The following is a 16,322-nucleotide window of genomic DNA, read 5'->3' as shown; positions in this document are numbered from 1 at the left end:
GCCTGGGTCGCCTAGTGAGCGGCCGCCGCGCCGTCGAGGATCTGGTCGTAGGCCAGCTCGCTCACCCACCGGTACAGGGCGTCGACCTCGGGGTACGCGCGCTCCTGGCGGCCGGGCAGGTCGAGCTCGACCTTCGCGTCCGGCTCGGCGCTGACGATCGCGACGCCGTAGGCGCGGGAGCGGGGCAGGCAGTTGGCCAGGTAGTCGTGGGTCAGCACGGCGGAGGTTGGCAGCACCATCGCGGTGTCGCCGTAGCGCAGGAAGGGCACCGCGTTCGCCAGACCGGTGCGCCAGTGCCGCGCGACCGCGATGGCTCCCACGATGCGGACGGCGGGCTCGGGGACCCGCCCGTGCAGCTCCGGCCAGGCCCAAGTGGACACACTCGCCCGGTCGGTCACCGGCTCCTGGCCCAGGCAGATCCGCTCGGCGTGCACGTCGGCCTTGAGGTCGACCACCAGGCACACCCGCCGCCCGTGCAGCGTCATCTCGGGCAGCACCGTCCCGTCCCAGCCCAGCGCGGCCGCCGCGGACACGGCCAGTTCGTGCACCCCCGCGGGGAGCTCGACCGGCGGGGTGAGCTGCGCAGGCAGTGCCTTCAGGCTCTCGGTTACCGCTGTGCGCCCAGGAATGCCGGTCACGAACTTCCGCCCTTCGCTACCACCCCGCGTCGCCAGTCCGCGCTGCCGATCTTCGTGGTGTTCAATTCGGTACTTCAATTGAGTACCAGTTAGCCCAGGACGTTTAAGACCCCAGAACCGCTCCCCTGCGACCGGCGGCGCCAAGCGGTCGGTAACCGGTCGACGACCGACATCCCGACTTCACCCCGACTGTGCGGCCGTCTGGGTGACCCCCCACTCGCCGCTCCCACCCCTCAACTACCCACAGTCCCCCAACGAACACCCCCCGCTCCAAGTTCCCCCCTCCCCCTCGCTTCCCCTCACTCCCCCCACTTCCTTTATCCCCATTCCCCCGCAATTTGCCCCCCGACAACAACCCACCCATTCCCCAACCCACCCCACACCCCCACGACTCAACCCGATGAGAAGTAGTCGTGAGCGAACTGAGGGAGATGAAGGAGATGCCTCGCCAGCCGAGAGCGACCACCCCGTCACCGACCACACACCCCGATGCGACGACCGAAGGTCGAGCGAGCCCAGGGCATGCTCCCGGCTGCTCCAGACCTCCGCAGTTCCCGTCCGCTACGCAAGCTCCGCGAACTCCACCGCTCCCGGCCTTCCCCACCACCGCACCGTGGGGGCCTGGGGGGTCGCCCCCCAGAAACGAATACGGCCGACCAGGTCCACGCTCTCCGTGGACATAGGTCGGCCGAGGCCGTGGGCGAGGAGGGAGTTGAACCCTCACGTCCTTTCGGACACACGGACCTGAACCGTGCGCGTCTGCCATTCCGCCACTCGCCCGAGTGGGGGTGTCCGCTGCGGGACGTGCAGAACACTAGCACGCCGAAAAACCTGGTTCGCACATACCCGTGTCCTGCATGGCGCGCCCGGATACGATCGGGGCAGGAGCACGAGCGGGAGGAGGTCCCATGGGCATCGGCCAGCGGTTGAACCGCAAGCTGGAGGACGTCGTCGGGCACACCTTCGCGCGCGTGTTCGGTGGCAACGTGGTGCCGCAGGAGGTGGCGCAGGCGCTGCAGCGCGAGAGCGAGGACAACATCCGCGAGTTGGCGGGTGGTCGGCTGCTTGCGCCCAACCACTACGTGGTGCAGTTGGGTCCGGCGGATCACCAGAACTTCGCGGGTGACGAGGACCGCATGAGGGCGCTCTTGGCGGACTGCGTGGCCGAGCATCTCACCGAGCACGGGTGGGATACCTATGGTGACGTCGTAGTCTCCTTGGAGCGCTCCGACGCGCTGCACACCGGACAGTTCCGAACCCGCTCTACCGTCGACCCCGACGTGAAGGCAAGTCCTTCCGGCGGTGGTGCAGGCCAGCAGGCAGGCAGACGGCAGGCACAACCCCGCAACGCAGGAGACCGATCCATGAGCCAGCCTCCCGGCTACGGCCAGGCGCCTGATGGCGACCCGTACGGACAGCAGCAATACGGGTACGGCCAGGGCCAGTACGGCAACGATCCCAACTACGGTCACGGCTACGGCCAGCAGCCCCCACAGCAGCAGGGTGGTGGGTATGACCAGGGCTATGGCCAGCAGCAGCAGGGTGGCTATGACCAGGGTTATGGCCAGCAGCAGGGCTACGGCCAGCAGCAGCAGGGTGGCTACGACCAGCAGCAGGGTTACGGCCAGCAGGGCGGCGGTTACGGCCAGCAAGGCGGCTACGACCAGCAGGGTTACGGCCAGCAGGGCGGGTACGACCAGGGTTACGGCCAGCAGCAGGGCTACGGCCAGCAGGCTGGGTACGACCAGGGGTACGGCCAGCAGCAGGGGTACGGCCAGGACCCGTACGGCCACCAGGGCGGGTACGCCCCGCCCGCGGTGCAGACCGGTCCCCGCCAGCTCGCGGCGAGCCTGCAGCTCGACGACGGGTCGAACCGCAACTACTCGCTCAAGCAGGGCGGGAACGTGGTCGGCCGCGGTCAGGACGCGGACTTCCGGCTGCCCGACACCGGTGTGTCGCGCCGCCACCTGGAGATCACCTGGGACGGGCAGAGCGCGACGTTGGCCGACCTCGGGTCGACCAACGGCACGACCGTCAACGGCACGCCGGTGCAGACCTGGCAGCTGGCCGACGGCGACGTCGTGCGGATCGGCCACTCGTCGCTGGTGTTCCGCACCCAGGGCTGAGCGGGCGGCGCCTGGCGCTCGTCGGAGGTGGTCGGGTGCCTCGGGTCGGGGAAGCCCGAGTCGCGCAAGGCAACGAACGAGGTCGGCCAGACGTCTAGTTGAGGGCTGTCCGGGGGTCACCCGGGCAGTCCTCATCGTCACGTTGGACACTGTCGAGTCGGACGGGTTGGACTAGCCGGTCACCACCGCGGGTTGGTCATCGGCGCGGTGTCCACGCGGTGGTGGACACCCTGAGAAGCGGAGCGGTCGCGACAAGTGCCTGAGTTGGTGATGCAGCTGACCAGAGCGGGGTTCCTCGCCTTGCTCTGGCTGTTCGTGCTCGCCGCGTTGCGGGTGGTCCGCTCGGACCTCTACGCCGCGTCGGGGTTGCGGGTGGCGGTGCCGGGGTTCCGCAAGTCGACCGCGGCGAAGATGCGCGGCAAGGCGCCGAGACAACTGGTGGTGACGCACGGCGCGCTGGCCGGGACGCGGATCACGCTGGACGGCAGACCGATCATGATGGGTCGGGCGGACGACTCGACGCTCGTGCTCGACGACGACTACGCCTCGACCCGGCACGCGCGGCTGTCGCTGCGCGGGACGGACTGGTACGTCGAAGACCTGGGCTCGACGAACGGGACCTACCTGGACCGGGCTAAGGTCACCCAACCCCTCCGGGTGCCACTTGGTGTCCCGATCCGTATCGGCAAGACGGTGATCGAGCTGCGCTCATGACCCTTGTTCTTCGTTACGCGGCCCGAAGCGACCGGGGCCTGGTGCGTTCCAACAACCAGGACTCCGTGTACGCGGGCCCGCGCCTGCTCTCCTTGGCCGACGGGATGGGCGGCCACGTCGCCGGTGAGGTCGCCAGCAAGGTGGTGATCGCCGCGCTCGCGCCGCTCGACGACGACGAGCCCGGTGAGGACCTGCTGGGGCAACTGCGCGAGGCGACCCTCGCGGGCAACGGCGCGATCGCCGAGCTGGTGGCCAGCGACCCCGATCTCGACGGCATGGGCACGACGCTGTCGGCGATCCTGTTCGCGGGCAACCGGATCGGCCTGGTGCACGTCGGCGACTCCCGGGTGTACCTGCGCCGCAACGGCCAGTTCACCCAGATCACGCACGACGACACCTTCGTCCAGTCGCTGATCGACGAAGGTCGGATCACCGAGGACGAGGCCGCGACGCACCCGCAGCGCTCGTTGCTGCTCAAGGCGCTGACCGGGCACGAGGTGGAGCCGAGCCTGACCGTGCGCGAGGCGCGCCCTGGCGACCGGTACCTGCTGTGCTCCGACGGGTTGTCCGGGCCGGTGAGCCACGAGACGCTGTCCGAGGCGATCCAGATCCCGGACCCGCAGGAGTGCGCGGACCGGATGATCGAGCTCGCGCTGCGCGGCGGTGGTCCGGACAACGTGACCGTGATCATCGCCGATGTCGTCGACGTCGACTACGGGGACAACCACCCCATCGTCGGTGGAGCGGCGGGCAACGGCTCGGACGAGACCCCGCCACCGGACTCGGCCGCCTCGCGGGCGAGCGCGATGACCACGCCGCGGCCCGAGCCGCGCAAGATCGAGCAGCCCCCGCCGCCGGACCCGAAGGTCAAGCGGCGCAAGCGGGTGCGGTTGCTGGTCGGCCTGCTGCTGTTGCTGGTGCTGCTCGGCGCCGGTGCGGTCGCGGCGCGGATCTGGGTCAACAACCAGTACTTCGTCGGTGAGGGCGACGGCGGGGAGATCGCGATCTTCCAGGGCGTGCGCGGCAGCGTGCTCGGCCTCTCGCTCAACAGCCAGCTGCAGGGCTCCTGCGACCCGAACGCCGCGGCGTGCGACAAGTTCTACGTCGACGACCTCGAGCAGTTCGGCAAGGAAGAGGTCCGCAACGGCAACAACACCTTCGGCAACATCGTCGAGGCGCGCGAGTTCGTCCGCGGGCTGCGCAGCAAGTTCGGCCTGCCCGACTGCGACACCCTGGTGAAGCAGACGGAGACCACGACCACGACGACGCCCGCCCCGGGCACCCCGCCCAACCAGCAGCCCGGGAGCACGACCACGCCCGGCTTCCCGACGACCACGACGACAACGCCGCTGGTCACCACCACCGACTCGTCGACGACGGGCACCGCGCAGACCTCAGAGCAGGTCCAGCCGCAGCCCGGGGTCAACTGCCGCAACCCGCGGGACGAGGACAAGGGCGGCGGCTGATGAGTACTCCGGTCCAGGGCGCGGTTGGTCCGGCGACCGGGCAGAACAGCGCGGCCACCGAGCCCGCGGCGCCCACCAGGCGCGGCACCGAGCTGCTCTTGCTCGGCTTCGCCGCGTTCGTGGTCTCCGCCGCGCTGATGCTCGTCGAGGCCAACCAGGAGCAGCAGCTCACGCTGCGCATCGTCTGGTACGGACTGGCCTTCCTCGGCCTGTTCGCGGTGGCGCACGTCGCGGTGCGCAAGTTCGCCCCCTACGCCGACCCGCTGATCCTGCCCTGCGTCGCGCTGCTCAACGGGCTCGGCCTGGTCATGATCTACCGGATCGACCTGGCGATGACCGAGAAGGCGCTGCGCGCGGGCCGCGAGATCAACAACGACGTGCCCAAGCAGATCCTGTGGACCACGGTCGCGCTCGCGCTGTTCCTCGCGGTGCTGATCGTGATCAAGGACCACCGCACGCTCACCAAGTACAGCTACACCTTCGGCCTGGTCGGGCTGTTCCTGCTGGCGCTGCCAGCGGTGCTGCCCAGCTTCATCGCGCCGACGATCAACGGCGCGAAGATCTGGCTCAAGGTCGGCCCGTTCTCGTTGCAGCCCGGTGAGTTCGCGAAGATCCTGCTGCTGGTGTTCTTCGCCGCGTTCCTGGTCTCCAAGCGCGACCTGTTCATGGCGGCGGGCCGCCGCGTGCTCGGCGTCGACCTGCCGCGCGCCCGCGACCTCGGTCCGGTCGTGTTCGCCTGGGCGGTCTCGCTCGGCGTCCTGGTCTTCCAGAAGGACCTCGGCACCTCGCTGCTGTTCTTCGGCACGATCCTGGTGATGCTCTACGTCGCGACCGAGCGCGCGGTGTGGGTGGTGCTGGGGCTGACGCTGTTCGTCGGCGGCGCGATCATCGCCTACAACCTGTTCACCCACGTGCAGCAGCGGGTGGCGAACTGGTTCGACCCGCTGGCCACCTACGCCGACGCTGGCGGTGGCTACCAGATCGCGCAGGCGCTGTTCGGCCTGGGCACCGGCGGGATCGGCGGCACCGGCCTCGGCGCGGGCCGACCCGAGCTGGTCCCGTTGGCCAACACCGACTTCATCGCCGCGGCCATCGGTGAGGAACTGGGCTTCATCGGCCTCGCCGCGCTGCTGCTGGTCTACACCGTGCTGGCGCTGCGCGGCATGCGCAGCGCGCTCGCGGTGCGCGACACCTTCGGCAAGCTGCTCGGCGGCGGCCTGTCGTTCCTGCTGATCATGCAGGTGTTCGTCGTCGTCGGCGGCGTCACCAAGCTCATCCCGATGACCGGCATCACCGCGCCGTTCCTGTCCTACGGGGGTTCTTCGCTGCTGGCCAACTACGTGCTGATCGCGCTGCTGCTGCGGATCTCAGACGCCGCGCGCAGGCCGCAGACCGGCGCCCGGCCACGGCCGGTCCCGCAAGCCCCGATCGCCGAGGCGCACACGGTGATGGTGCAGCGGCCGCAGGTGGAGAGGCCGGAATGAACACCCCGCTGCGCCGAGTCGGCCTCGCCATGCTCGGCATGATCATCCTGTTGCTGGCCAACGCGACCTACATCCAGATCATCAAGGCCGACGACTACCGCGAGGACCCGCGCAACCAGCGCGTCCTGCTGGAGGAGTACTCCCGCCAGCGCGGCAAGATCCTCGCCAAGGGCGCCAACAACCAGGTGATGCTGGCGACCGTCCTGCCGACCAACGACCGGTTGCGCTACCTGCGCCAGTACACCGCCGGTCCGACCTTCGCGCCGGTCACCGGGTACTACTCGGTGCGCTACGGCGCGGGCGGGTTGGAGCGGGCCGAGGACGAGATCCTCAACGGCTCCGACGACCGGCTGTTCGTCCGGCGGCTCTCGGACCTGATCACCGGTCGCGACCCGCGCGGCGGCAACATCGAGCTGACCATCAACCCCGACGCGCAGACCGCCGCCTACGACGCGATGGCCAAGGCGGGGTTCGCTGGCTCGGTGGTCGCGCTGAACCCGAAGACCGGCGAGATCCTGGCCATGGTCAGCACGCCCTCCTACGACCCGAACACGCTCTCGGCGCACGACGGGATCGCGCAGGAGAAGGCGTGGAAGGAGTACAACGCCGACAAGCGCAAGCCGATGCTGAACCGCGCGATCTCGGAGACCTACGCGCCCGGGTCGACGTTCAAGCTCGTCGTCGCCGCGGCCGCGCTCGAGGACGGCAAGTCCAAGGACGACCAGGTGACCTCCACCGACCGCCTGCAGGTCGGCGGGTCTGAACTGCGCAACTACAACCGCGGCTTCTGCAACGGCACGCCGGACGGGGTGACCATGGAGGTCGCGCTGTCGCTGTCCTGCAACACCGCGTTCGCGCAGCTCGCGGGCGACCTCGGCCCGCAGAAGATCGCCGAGCAGGCCGCCGAGTTCGGCATCGGCGAGAACGACCTGGTCGTGCCGATGAAGGTCGAGCAGTCCTGCCTCGGCCCGTCCGCCAGCTGCATGACCGTCGCCGACAAGGCCGCGCTGATGCAGACCGGCATCGGCCAGCGCGACGTGCGGCTGACCCCGCTGCAGAACGCGCAGATCGTGGCGACCATCGCCAACGGCGGCGAGCGGATGCGCCCGCAGCTGGTGAAGTCGATCCTGGCGCCGGACCTGTCGGAGATCTCCCGGCTCGACACCGACAGCCTCGGTCGGGCCATGTCCCGCGACGCCGCCGGGCAGCTGCGCGACATGATGGTCGCCTCGGAGGCCAAGACCGGCGGCGACGGCAAGCGCGAGGGGCTGACCATCGCGTCCAAGACCGGCACCGCCGAGACCGGCAACGACCCGAAGAACACCCCGCCGTTCGCCTGGTACGTGGCCTTCGCGCCCGCCGACGACCCGAAGGTCGCCGTCGCGGTCGTGGTGGAGAGCCAGGACGTGGCCGCCACCGGTGGCAAGCTGTCCGCCGCGATCGGCCGCGCGACGATGATCGCCGCGTTGGGCGGTGGCTGAGCCGTGTTCACCTCGGGCCAGCTGCTCGCCGACCGCTACCGGCTCACCCGCCGGATAGCGGTCGGTGGCATGGGCGAGGTGTGGGAGGCGGCCGACACCCGGCTCGACCGCAAGGTCGCGGTCAAGGTGCTCAAGCCGGAGCTGTGCGGGGACGCGGAGTTCCTGCACCGGTTCCGCACCGAGGCGCGCACGACGGCCTCGATCAACCACCCCGGCATCGCCTCGGTGCACGACTACGGCGAGACCGCGTCCATCCCCGACGGGCCGCAGGACACCGCGTACCTGGTGATGGAACTGGTCGAGGGTGAACCGCTCGCGGCGATCGTGGCCAAGGAGGGCCGCATCGGCGCCGAGCGCACCCTCGACATCCTCGAGCAGGCCGGGCACGCGCTGCAGGCGGCACACGAGCGCGGCTACGTGCACCGCGACGTCAAGCCGGGCAACATCCTGATCACCCCGTCCGGGGTGGTGAAGCTGACCGACTTCGGCATCGCGAAGGCGGCCGACGCGGCACCGGTCACCCGCTCCGGCATGGTGATGGGCACCGCGCACTACATCGCCCCGGAGCAGGCGCTCGGGCACGAGGCCGAACCGGCGAGCGACGTGTACTCGCTGGCCGTGGTCGGCTACGAGTGCCTGACCGGGCGCAGGCCGTTCCTGTCCGAGAACGCGGTGACGGTCGCGATGATGCACATCCGCGACATCCCGCCGCCGCTGCCGCCGGACATCCCGCCGGGTGCCCGCGCGGTGATCGAAGCCACCCTGGTCAAGGACCCCAGGCAGCGCTACAGCAGCGGCGGCGAGTTCGCCGCCGCGGTCGCGGCGATCCGCTCCGGCCTGCCGCTGCCGACCCCGTCGGGGCTCGCGCTCGCCGCGGCCCAGCGGCACGCCGGTCCGCGCACCGGTCCGGTGACCGGCACCCACCCCGGGCTGCTCCCGGTCAACCCGCACCCCGGGTCGAGCGGGTTCCCGATGCAGCCGCCGCACCCGCAACGGCAGGGGCGGGGCGGCTTATGGGTGGCCATCGGGGTGCTGACCATCGCGTTGATCGTCGCGCTCGCGATCGGCCTTCCCGCGATCTTCAGCTCGGACGGACCGGACAACGAGATCCCCGGCGATCCCGGCCCGCGGCCCACCTCGGTGGTGCCCGGCGACAGCGAGGAACCCGGCGGACCCCCGGCCGGGCAACCGCCCACCACGCGCACCGCGCGGCCCACCCAGGACGGCGACACGGTCACCATCGTCGAAAACCGCTTCACCAAGCGGTCGGCCACCGAGGTGCGCGACGAACTGGCCGACCTCGGTGTGGTGCCGATGGTGCTCGACGAGAACGGCGCGGTGGTGGCGGACCCGGACAACTGCCTCGTTGTCGAAGTCTCGCCAGTGGGCCGGGTGCCGCGCGGCGCGCCCGTCACAATCAAGTGCAGGCAGAACGGACCCGGGGGATGAACGACGACCGGCTGGACGAGGGTCGGACAGCAGGCATGATGGGACAGGACATGACTAGGAGCGGGGCAACGCACCGATGACCACACCGCGACTGCTCTCCAACCGCTACGAGATCGGCGAGACGATCGGGTACGGCGGCATGTCCGAGGTCCACCGCGGCCGCGACGTCCGACTCAGCCGCGAGGTCGCGGTGAAGGTGCTCCGCCAGGACCTGGCGCGCGACCCGCAGTTCCAGGAGCGGTTCCGCCGCGAGGCGCAGAACGCCGCCGCGCTGAACCACCCGGCGATCGTGGCCGTGTACGACACCGGTGAGACCCGCATCGAGACCGGTCCGCTGCCCTACATCGTGATGGAGTACGTCGACGGCCGGACGCTGCGCGACATCGTCAAGTCCGAGGGGCCGCTGCCCGGCCAGCGCGCGATGGAGATCATGGCCGACGTCTGCGCGGCGCTGGACTTCAGCCACCGGCACGGCATCGTGCACCGCGACGTCAAGCCGGCCAACGTGATGATCACCCGCTCCGGCGCGGTGAAGGTGATGGACTTCGGCATCGCGCGCGCGGTCGCCGACGGGCAGGTCGCGGTGACGCAGACCGCCGCGGTGATCGGCACGGCGCAGTACCTGTCCCCGGAGCAGGCCCGCGGTGAGGCCGTCGACGCCCGCTCGGACGTCTACGCCACCGGGTGCGTGCTGTTCGAGCTGCTCACCGGCGAGCCGCCGTTCACCGGCGACTCCCCCGTCGCGGTCGCCTACCAGCACGTGCGGGAGGACCCGCGGTCCCCGTCGGCGCTGAACCCCAGGGTCAGCCCGCAGCTGGACGCGATCGTGCTCAAGGCGATGTCCAAGGGCGCGGCGAACCGCTACCAGTCCGCCGCCGAGATGCGCACCGACATCGTGCGGGTGCTCTCCGGCCAGCGCCCGGCCGCGCCGATGGTGATGACCGACGAGGACCGCACCGCGGTGCTCGGGCAGAACCGGCAGAGCGAGGTGCGCGGTCGGCACCGGCCGGAGGTCCTCTCCGATGATTACGACGACTACGACGGGTACGACGCCGACGACGAGCGCAGGCGCAAGCGGCGCAAGACGTGGCTGGTGGTGCTGGTCGCGCTGATCGTCGCCGCGCTGATCGCACTGCTGATCCTGCTGCTGTCCAAGGAGAACAAGCAGCCCGCGGGCAGCGACGTGTTCCAGCTGCCCGACGTGCGCAAGCAGGTCGAGGCCCAGGCGAACGCCACGCTCTCGACCAAGGGCCTGCAGGTGGTGCGCGAGGCGGTGGCCTGCGAGCAGACCGCCGACGGCCAGCCCGGCCCGTGCACCGCCGAGGACATCGGCAAGGTCGTCGACACCACCCCGGTCGCGGGCACCGACGTGCGCAAGGGCGACCGGATCACGCTCAAGGTCGGCACCGCGCCGGGCAAGGTCGCCGTGCCGGACGTGGCGGGCAAGACCCCGGACGAGGCCAAGCAGCTCCTGCAGGACGCGAAGCTCGGGGTCGTCGCCGCGGTGGACGAGGTCGAGGTCGACGACGACAAGCAGATCGGCAAGGTCGTCGAGACCAACCCGCCGGTCGGCCAGCAGGTCAACCCGGGCACCCAGATCAAGCTGGTGATCGGCAAGGGGCCGGACACCATCGAGGTCACCAACCTGGTCGGCCAGGACTACGACACCGCGTCGAAGAACCTCACCGCCGCCGGGTTCGTGCCGCAGCGCAAGGACGTGTCCTCGGACCGGCCCGCCGGTGAGGTCGTCGACCAGGCGCCCAAGAGCGGCAAGGCGCGCAAGGGCACCACGATCACGCTGAGCGTCTCCAAGGGCGACAAGGTCGAGCTGGAGATGCCGAACCTGGAGGGCAAGACCCGGGCCGAGGCCGAGGCCGTGCTGCGCCAGCGCGGCTGGATGGGCCAGCTGAACGTGATCGAGGAGTTCACCAACGACCCGGACGAGGTCGGCAAGATCATCGACCAGCAGCAGCAGCCGGGCGACAAGATCGGCAAGGACACCGCGATCGGGGTGCGGGTCGGCAAGGCGCGCGGCGGACCGACGTTCCCGACGGTGCCGACGAGGTAGTTCCGCCGCAGAAGGCCCCCACCCTCGCCGGGTGGGGGCCTTCTCGGTTCTTGTCCTGGGCTCGTGTCCTCGGCTCGTGTTCTAGGTGAGCGCCTTGGTGAGCTCGCGCATGCCGCGCTCGAGCTCGGCGACCCGCGCCTCGGGGACGTCGAAGCCCGCCGCGGCCAGGAAGTTCGCCAGCATCCGGTGCCCGCCGTCGGTCAGCACCGACTCGGGGTGGAACTGGACGCCGTGCACCGGCAGCTCGCGGTGGCGCATCGCCATCACGATCCCGCTCTCGGTGCGCCCGGTGACCTCGAAGTCGTCCGGGATGGTGTCGGGCACGATCGACAGCGAGTGGTACCTGGTCGCCGTGAACGGGTCAGGCAGCCCGGCGAGCACCCCACCCCCGTTGTGCACCACCTGGCTGGTCTTCCCGTGCAACAACTCCGGCGCCTGCGTGACGGTCGCCCCCCACGCCACCCCGATCGCCTGGTGCCCCAAGCACACCCCCAGCACCGGCATCCCGGCGTCAGCACACCGCTTGACCACCTCGATGCTCTGCCCCGCCCGCTCCGGCGTACTGGGCCCCGGGCTGACCAACACCGCGTCGAACCCGTCCAACACCCCAGCCTCAGCCAACCTGGGCGCGTCGTTGCGCCAGACCTCGCACTCGGCCCCCAGCTGCGCCAAGTACTGCACCAGGTTGTAAACGAAGCTGTCGTAGTTATCAACAACCAGCACCCGCATGCCGGCCAACCTACCCGCCCACCCGCCTCTCCCGCGCCCCACTTCTCCCGCACCCCACTCCGCAGCCCTCCCTTGCCGCCCCACCCCCGCATTTCCCCAGCTCAGCCCCTGTTGCCCCGCCCTGATATTCACCCGTCCCAGCGACAAAAGTTATCCACATGTCGATCTCTGCCGCCCCATTCCAAGATCCACTGTCGGTGGAGCCCGGTAGACTGGCACCGGGGCCGCCCCCCGGAGAGGGTGGGGGCTGGGCGTCACCCGGTCGCGTGCGCGCGCGGGGAGCCGTTGGGGGCGGCTCTTGAGCTGCCGGGGGCCTGCACGGTGGCCGCCCGGCGCTGGACCGGCCTTAGTTGATCACGCGCGAGAGGCATTGCCCGCGAGCGCCCTCCACCGACGCCCGCTCAGCCATTCCCCCAGGTCAACGCCGCCACCCCGCGCCGATATTCACCCGTTCCAGCGACAGAAGTTATCCACATGTGGATCTCCACCGCCCCATTCCAAGATCGACTGTCGGTGGGCCCCGGTAGACTGGCACCGGGGTCGCCCCCCGGAGAGGGTGGGGGCTGGGCGTCACTCGGTCGCGTGCGCGCGCGGGGAGGGCGCTGGGGGGACTGCGGGGCGGGTTACTGGGTGGTGACCTGGTTGAAGGGGAGCTTCGGCTCCACCCAGGGGAAGACGACGAACATCAGCAGGGCGATCACGCCAGCCACCAGGACGACGGCGGTGAGGGCGCGGACCAGTACCGGGCCGGGGAGGTGGCGCCAGATCCACCCGTACATCAGCTGGTCTCCTTCAACTCGGGCGGTGTCTCGCCGGGCTTGGTCGGGTCCTTGGCCCACTGCTTGACCATGACCGCGTGCACGATGAGCCGCTGCCGGTCGGAGAAGCGGGGGTGGCAGGTGGTCAGCGTCATCAGGGTGGCCCGCTCGCCGACGCTGGGGGCGTCGCGGTGGCCGGGGATGGGGGCGATGACCTCGCCCTGGCTGGGGTTGACGATCTGCTGGCCGACCAGGTCGGCGTAGGGGCCGCCGAGGGGGGCGACGCCCTGGCAGCGGGGGTCGGTGCCCTTGCCGGTCGCCCAGCCGCTGACCTCGTCCTTCTTGGGCAGCATGCGGTAGACGAACCAGCTGTAGCGGGTCTCGACGATGATCGCGTCGCAGGAGTTCAGCAGGTCGACGTCGTTGAACGGGGCACCCTTGCCCACCCGGTGCCCGGCGACGGCGAAGTTGCCCGGCTCGCCCGGGTACGCCGTGCCCTTGTAGTGGCCGGGGCCGATCTCGAGCGAGCGGTCGGTGGTGCCCTCGATGATGGTGAACGCGTAGTCGGCGCCGAAGGCCGGGATGTGCATCTTGGCGAAACCGGCGCCCTCGCCGAGTCCGTCGAAGCGCTCGACCCGCTGCTGCTCGGGGGCCGCGGGGGCCGCGTCGTTCCACTCGGTGTCCAGCTCCGAGGTCGCCTCGCGCTGCTTACCAGCGGAAACGATGTCGGTCACGTAGACCTCGTAGACGACGAACAGCAGCACGACCAGGCCCGCGGTGATCAGCAACTCGCCGATCCCGCGCACCACGGTGCGCACCCGGTCGCCGCGCTGGGGCTGCTCGTCGGGGCTGACGAGGTCCCCGGCTGGCGGGCCACCGGTGTCGAGCGTTGTCACGCGAGGCTCCTCTCGGCCTGCGGATCCAGCATCGTTGGCGACTGGTGATTCGCCGACCTGCTCAGCTACGTTAACGTGTTGCAACGGCGGGAGTCGCGCCCAACACGAGCACGCCCGCACCCGACCGCACCACGTCAGGCGAGGACAGCATGCCGAAGTCCAAGGTCCGCAAGAAGGCCGCGTACACCCCGCCGGCCGACCGTCGCACGCCTGTGAAGGTGAAGCCGGCCGGGCCGTCACACCCGATCTACATCACCGTGATGCTCGGCATCATGGTCCTGGGGCTCGCCTGGCTGGTCGTGAACTACATCGCAGGCGAGAAGATCCCATTCATGACCGACCTCGGCAACTGGAACTTCGCCATCGGGTTCGCCCTGATGATCTCCGGGCTGCTGATGACCATGCGGTGGCGCTGACCCGCTCCGTCACCAGGGTCGCTCGAGGTGTCGTCATCACGGTGGGCGACAGTGACTGCTCCATTCAGCGGACGGTCACTGAACCACACGGATGTAAGTAGTCCCCATTGTGGATAACTACTGTGGATGAATGCCCGTGACCCCTGAGGACACCGCTGCGCAGTGGGCTCCCGAGCCCAAGGTGGTGGCCGTCGGCTGGCTGCTGACGGCCACTTCCGCGCTGGTCGCGGCCATGGTCGACGACCCGAGGGGCAGGCTGCTGCTGATCGTGGCCGCCGTGCTGCTCGGCCTGCTCGCGCTCTACGGCACCCGCGCCCGACCCCGGTTGAGCGCGGACGCCCGGGGGATCACCGTTCGGGGGATGCTCGGGAGCAAGCGGTGGAGCTGGGGCGAGGTCAACGTGCGGCTGGTGCGCACCCGCAGGCTCGGCCGCGAGACCAGCGCCGTGGAACTCGACGCGGACAACGCGGCCGAACCCGCCCTGGTGCTGCTCGGTCGCCTCGACCTGGGCGCCGACCCGCAGGACGTCGTCAACGACCTGCTGCGGCTGCGCACGTAAGCGCGACCGGTCGGGTCCGAGCTCCTAGCCGACGACGAACATGTCCACGATCTGCGACGTGCGGATCGCGAACAGCCCGACCAGCGCCGCGGTCACCAGGACCACGGTGCCGATCTGCCACGTCCGCCGCTGGGCCGGGGGCGCGTAGATCATCCCGAAGGTCACCGCGGCACCCACGACGAGACCGCCGAGGTGGGCGAGCAGCGACACGCCCGGGAACGACACGCTGATCGCCAGGTTCAGCGCCAGCACGCCGAGGACGTTCATCAGCACGTGCTTGTCCTGCTTGAGCCGCAGCACCGCCACGATCAGGCCACCGAGCAGGCCGTAGATCGCACCGGAGGCACCAGCGCCCTCGACGTTCAACTCGCCGAACACGTACGGCGCCGCGCTGCCGCCCAGCAGCGAGAGCAGGTAGACGATCGCGAAGCGGCCGCGGCCGAGCAGCAGTTCCATGTCCCGCAGGAACCACAGCGCGACCATGTTGACCAGCAGGTGGATCGGCCCGAAGTGCAGGAAACCGCTCGTCAGCACCCGCCACCACTCACCGTTGGCCACCAGCGGCGGGTACTCGGAGAGCTCGTGGAACAGGGCGGAGCGGTCGTTGTTGATGGGGTCCTGGGCCAGCAGCGCGGTGATCGCGAACATCAGGACGTTCACCGCGATCAGCACGGGCACCAGGAGCGGCTTCTCGTTGAGCGGGGCGCCCGCGACGGTCGTGGCGCGCCGCTGGACCTTGCGCCCGGCGTTGACGCAGTCGACGCAGTGGAAGCCGACCGCGGCGTCGACGAGGCACTCCGGGCAGGCGGGCCGACCACAGCGGGTGCAGCTCAACCCGGTGAGCCGGTCGGGGTGGCGAACGCAGGCGGGGAGACCCGCCTGCGTTCCCGGGTCGGGCTGGTGCGGTGGGGTCACCTAGCGCTCGATGGTGACCTTGTTGATCACGATGTCGGTGACCGGCTTGTCGCCGGGGTTGGTCGCGGTCGCGCCGATGGCGTCCACGACGGTGCGCGACTCCTGGTCGGACACCTCACCGAAGATCGTGTGCTTGAAGTTGAGCCAGGTGGTCGGGCCGACGGTGATGAAGAACTGGGACCCGTTGGTGTTGGCCCCCGCGTTGGCCATCGCCAGCAGGTACGGGCGGTTGAACTGCAGTTCCGGGTGGAACTCGTCGGCGAACTCGTAGCCGGGGCCGCCGCGACCGGTGCCGGTCGGGTCGCCGCCCTGGAGCATGAAGCCCTCGATCACCCGGTGGAAGATCGAGCCGTCGTAGAAGGGGCCCGAGTCGGTGCCCTGGGCGTTCTTGCTCTTGTACTCCTTCGAGCCCTCGGCGAGCCCGACGAAGTTCGCGACCGTCTTGGGCGCGTGGTCCGGGAACAGGTCGATCCGGATGTCACCCTGCGAGGTGTGCAGGGTGGCGGTCACCTTGGTCCCGACGAGGGATGCGTTGCTGTCTGCCACCGCCCCATCGTGCCATCTTCGGCGAGATCCGTCCGGAAGGGGCAGGATTGACGGGGTCAGGTATGTCCCTGAGCACA

At 70.0% G+C, this 16,322-nt stretch carries 15 protein-coding genes and 1 tRNA gene; 9 read left to right on the top strand and 7 right to left on the bottom strand.

Annotation, left to right across the window (positions count from 1 at the left end; all coding sequences use genetic code 11):
* Nucleotides 1-11 precede the first annotated feature (11 nt).
* Nucleotides 12-638: a hypothetical protein gene (locus tag LV75_RS14490; RefSeq protein WP_253887410.1), complete on the bottom strand. Its 627-nt coding sequence runs from the start codon at nt 636-638 to the stop codon at nt 12-14.
* A gap of 697 nt (nt 639-1,335) precedes the next feature.
* Nucleotides 1,336-1,418 (bottom strand) — tRNA-Leu (locus LV75_RS14485).
* Nucleotides 1,419-1,546: 128 nt separating this feature from the next.
* Here LV75_RS14485 and LV75_RS14480 point away from each other — a divergent pair.
* From LV75_RS14480 to pknB, 7 genes are all read left to right on the top strand, one after another.
* On the top strand, nt 1,547-2,764 hold the full coding sequence (locus LV75_RS14480; RefSeq protein WP_253887409.1) for an FHA domain-containing protein: 1,218 nt from the start codon (nt 1,547-1,549) through the stop codon (nt 2,762-2,764).
* Nucleotides 2,765-3,019: 255 nt separating this feature from the next.
* The gene (locus LV75_RS14475) at nt 3,020-3,478 is read left to right on the top strand and encodes an FHA domain-containing protein FhaB/FipA (RefSeq protein ID WP_092787118.1); all 459 of its coding nucleotides are present in this window, start codon (nt 3,020-3,022) and stop codon (nt 3,476-3,478) included.
* Nucleotides 3,475-4,944 carry a PP2C family protein-serine/threonine phosphatase gene (locus tag LV75_RS14470; protein WP_253887408.1) on the top strand — a complete coding sequence of 490 codons (1,470 nt, stop codon included), beginning with the start codon at nt 3,475-3,477 and terminating at the stop codon, nt 4,942-4,944. Before LV75_RS14475 ends, LV75_RS14470 begins: the two co-directional genes overlap by 4 nt.
* Nucleotides 4,944-6,428 (top strand): FtsW/RodA/SpoVE family cell cycle protein, encoded by a 1,485-nt coding sequence (locus LV75_RS14465; RefSeq protein WP_253887407.1) that lies wholly within the window; start codon nt 4,944-4,946, stop codon nt 6,426-6,428. The genes LV75_RS14470 and LV75_RS14465 overlap by 1 nt, the downstream gene beginning before the upstream one ends.
* On the top strand, nt 6,425-7,909 hold the full coding sequence (locus LV75_RS14460; protein ID WP_253887406.1) for a peptidoglycan D,D-transpeptidase FtsI family protein: 1,485 nt from the start codon (nt 6,425-6,427) through the stop codon (nt 7,907-7,909). Before LV75_RS14465 ends, LV75_RS14460 begins: the two co-directional genes overlap by 4 nt.
* Before the next feature lie 3 nt (nt 7,910-7,912).
* Complete coding sequence (locus tag LV75_RS14455; RefSeq protein ID WP_253887405.1) at nt 7,913-9,358, top strand: protein kinase domain-containing protein; 1,446 nt, start codon at nt 7,913-7,915, stop codon at nt 9,356-9,358.
* A 76-nt stretch (nt 9,359-9,434) separates the two neighbouring features.
* Nucleotides 9,435-11,426 carry a Stk1 family PASTA domain-containing Ser/Thr kinase gene (pknB, locus tag LV75_RS14450; protein WP_253887404.1) on the top strand — a complete coding sequence of 664 codons (1,992 nt, stop codon included), beginning with the start codon at nt 9,435-9,437 and terminating at the stop codon, nt 11,424-11,426.
* 81 nt (nt 11,427-11,507) lie between these two features.
* Here the strand turns inward: pknB and LV75_RS14445 are convergent, their stop codons facing one another.
* The 3 genes from LV75_RS14445 to LV75_RS14435 all read right to left on the bottom strand — a co-directional run bounded on the left by LV75_RS14445 (nt 11,508) and on the right by LV75_RS14435 (nt 13,809).
* Nucleotides 11,508-12,155 (bottom strand): aminodeoxychorismate/anthranilate synthase component II, encoded by a 648-nt coding sequence (locus tag LV75_RS14445; protein ID WP_253887403.1) that lies wholly within the window; start codon nt 12,153-12,155, stop codon nt 11,508-11,510.
* Nucleotides 12,156-12,778: 623 nt separating this feature from the next.
* Nucleotides 12,779-12,934, bottom strand: a complete 156-nt coding sequence (locus LV75_RS14440) for a hypothetical protein (protein WP_253887402.1) — start codon at nt 12,932-12,934, stop codon at nt 12,779-12,781.
* Nucleotides 12,934-13,809 (bottom strand): class E sortase, encoded by an 876-nt coding sequence (locus LV75_RS14435; RefSeq protein WP_253887401.1) that lies wholly within the window; start codon nt 13,807-13,809, stop codon nt 12,934-12,936. The genes LV75_RS14440 and LV75_RS14435 overlap by 1 nt, the downstream gene beginning before the upstream one ends.
* A 149-nt stretch (nt 13,810-13,958) precedes the next feature.
* Here LV75_RS14435 and crgA point away from each other — a divergent pair, with 149 nt between their 5' ends.
* The gene (gene crgA, locus LV75_RS14430; RefSeq protein ID WP_253887400.1) at nt 13,959-14,225 is read left to right on the top strand and encodes a cell division protein CrgA; all 267 of its coding nucleotides are present in this window, start codon (nt 13,959-13,961) and stop codon (nt 14,223-14,225) included.
* Between the two features lie 130 nt (nt 14,226-14,355).
* The gene (locus LV75_RS14425) at nt 14,356-14,784 is read left to right on the top strand and encodes a PH domain-containing protein (protein WP_253887399.1); all 429 of its coding nucleotides are present in this window, start codon (nt 14,356-14,358) and stop codon (nt 14,782-14,784) included.
* Between the two features lie 24 nt (nt 14,785-14,808).
* Here the strand turns inward: LV75_RS14425 and LV75_RS14420 are convergent, their stop codons facing one another.
* Together LV75_RS14420 and LV75_RS14415 are read right to left on the bottom strand one after the other, a co-directional pair.
* A complete protein-coding gene (locus LV75_RS14420; RefSeq protein WP_253887398.1) occupies nt 14,809-15,699 on the bottom strand; it encodes a rhomboid family intramembrane serine protease in 891 nt (296 codons plus the stop codon).
* Nucleotides 15,700-16,245 (bottom strand): peptidylprolyl isomerase, encoded by a 546-nt coding sequence (locus tag LV75_RS14415; RefSeq protein WP_253887397.1) that lies wholly within the window; start codon nt 16,243-16,245, stop codon nt 15,700-15,702.
* Between the last annotated feature and the right edge of the window lie 77 nt (nt 16,246-16,322).

This window comes from Actinokineospora diospyrosa (genome assembly GCF_024171925.1).
GTDB classification, from domain to species: Bacteria; Actinomycetota; Actinomycetes; order Mycobacteriales; family Pseudonocardiaceae; genus Actinokineospora; species Actinokineospora diospyrosa.
Note: the sequence above shows the minus strand (reverse complement) of the source record. Positions and strands in the feature narration are given on the sequence as shown.

Coding starts and splice junctions, on each gene's coding strand:
- LV75_RS14480 (WP_253887409.1), top strand. CDS start 1,547: ATGGGCATCGGCCAGCGGTTGAACCGCAAGCTGGAGGACGTCGTCGGG.
- LV75_RS14470 (WP_253887408.1), top strand. CDS start 3,475: ATGACCCTTGTTCTTCGTTACGCGGCCCGAAGCGACCGGGGCCTGGTG.
- LV75_RS14465 (WP_253887407.1), top strand. CDS start 4,944: ATGAGTACTCCGGTCCAGGGCGCGGTTGGTCCGGCGACCGGGCAGAAC.
- LV75_RS14460 (WP_253887406.1), top strand. CDS start 6,425: ATGAACACCCCGCTGCGCCGAGTCGGCCTCGCCATGCTCGGCATGATC.
- pknB (WP_253887404.1), top strand. CDS start 9,435: ATGACCACACCGCGACTGCTCTCCAACCGCTACGAGATCGGCGAGACG.
- LV75_RS14445 (WP_253887403.1), bottom strand. CDS start 12,155: ATGCGGGTGCTGGTTGTTGATAACTACGACAGCTTCGTTTACAACCTG.
- LV75_RS14440 (WP_253887402.1), bottom strand. CDS start 12,934: ATGTACGGGTGGATCTGGCGCCACCTCCCCGGCCCGGTACTGGTCCGC.
- crgA (WP_253887400.1), top strand. CDS start 13,959: ATGCCGAAGTCCAAGGTCCGCAAGAAGGCCGCGTACACCCCGCCGGCC.
- LV75_RS14425 (WP_253887399.1), top strand. CDS start 14,356: ATGCCCGTGACCCCTGAGGACACCGCTGCGCAGTGGGCTCCCGAGCCC.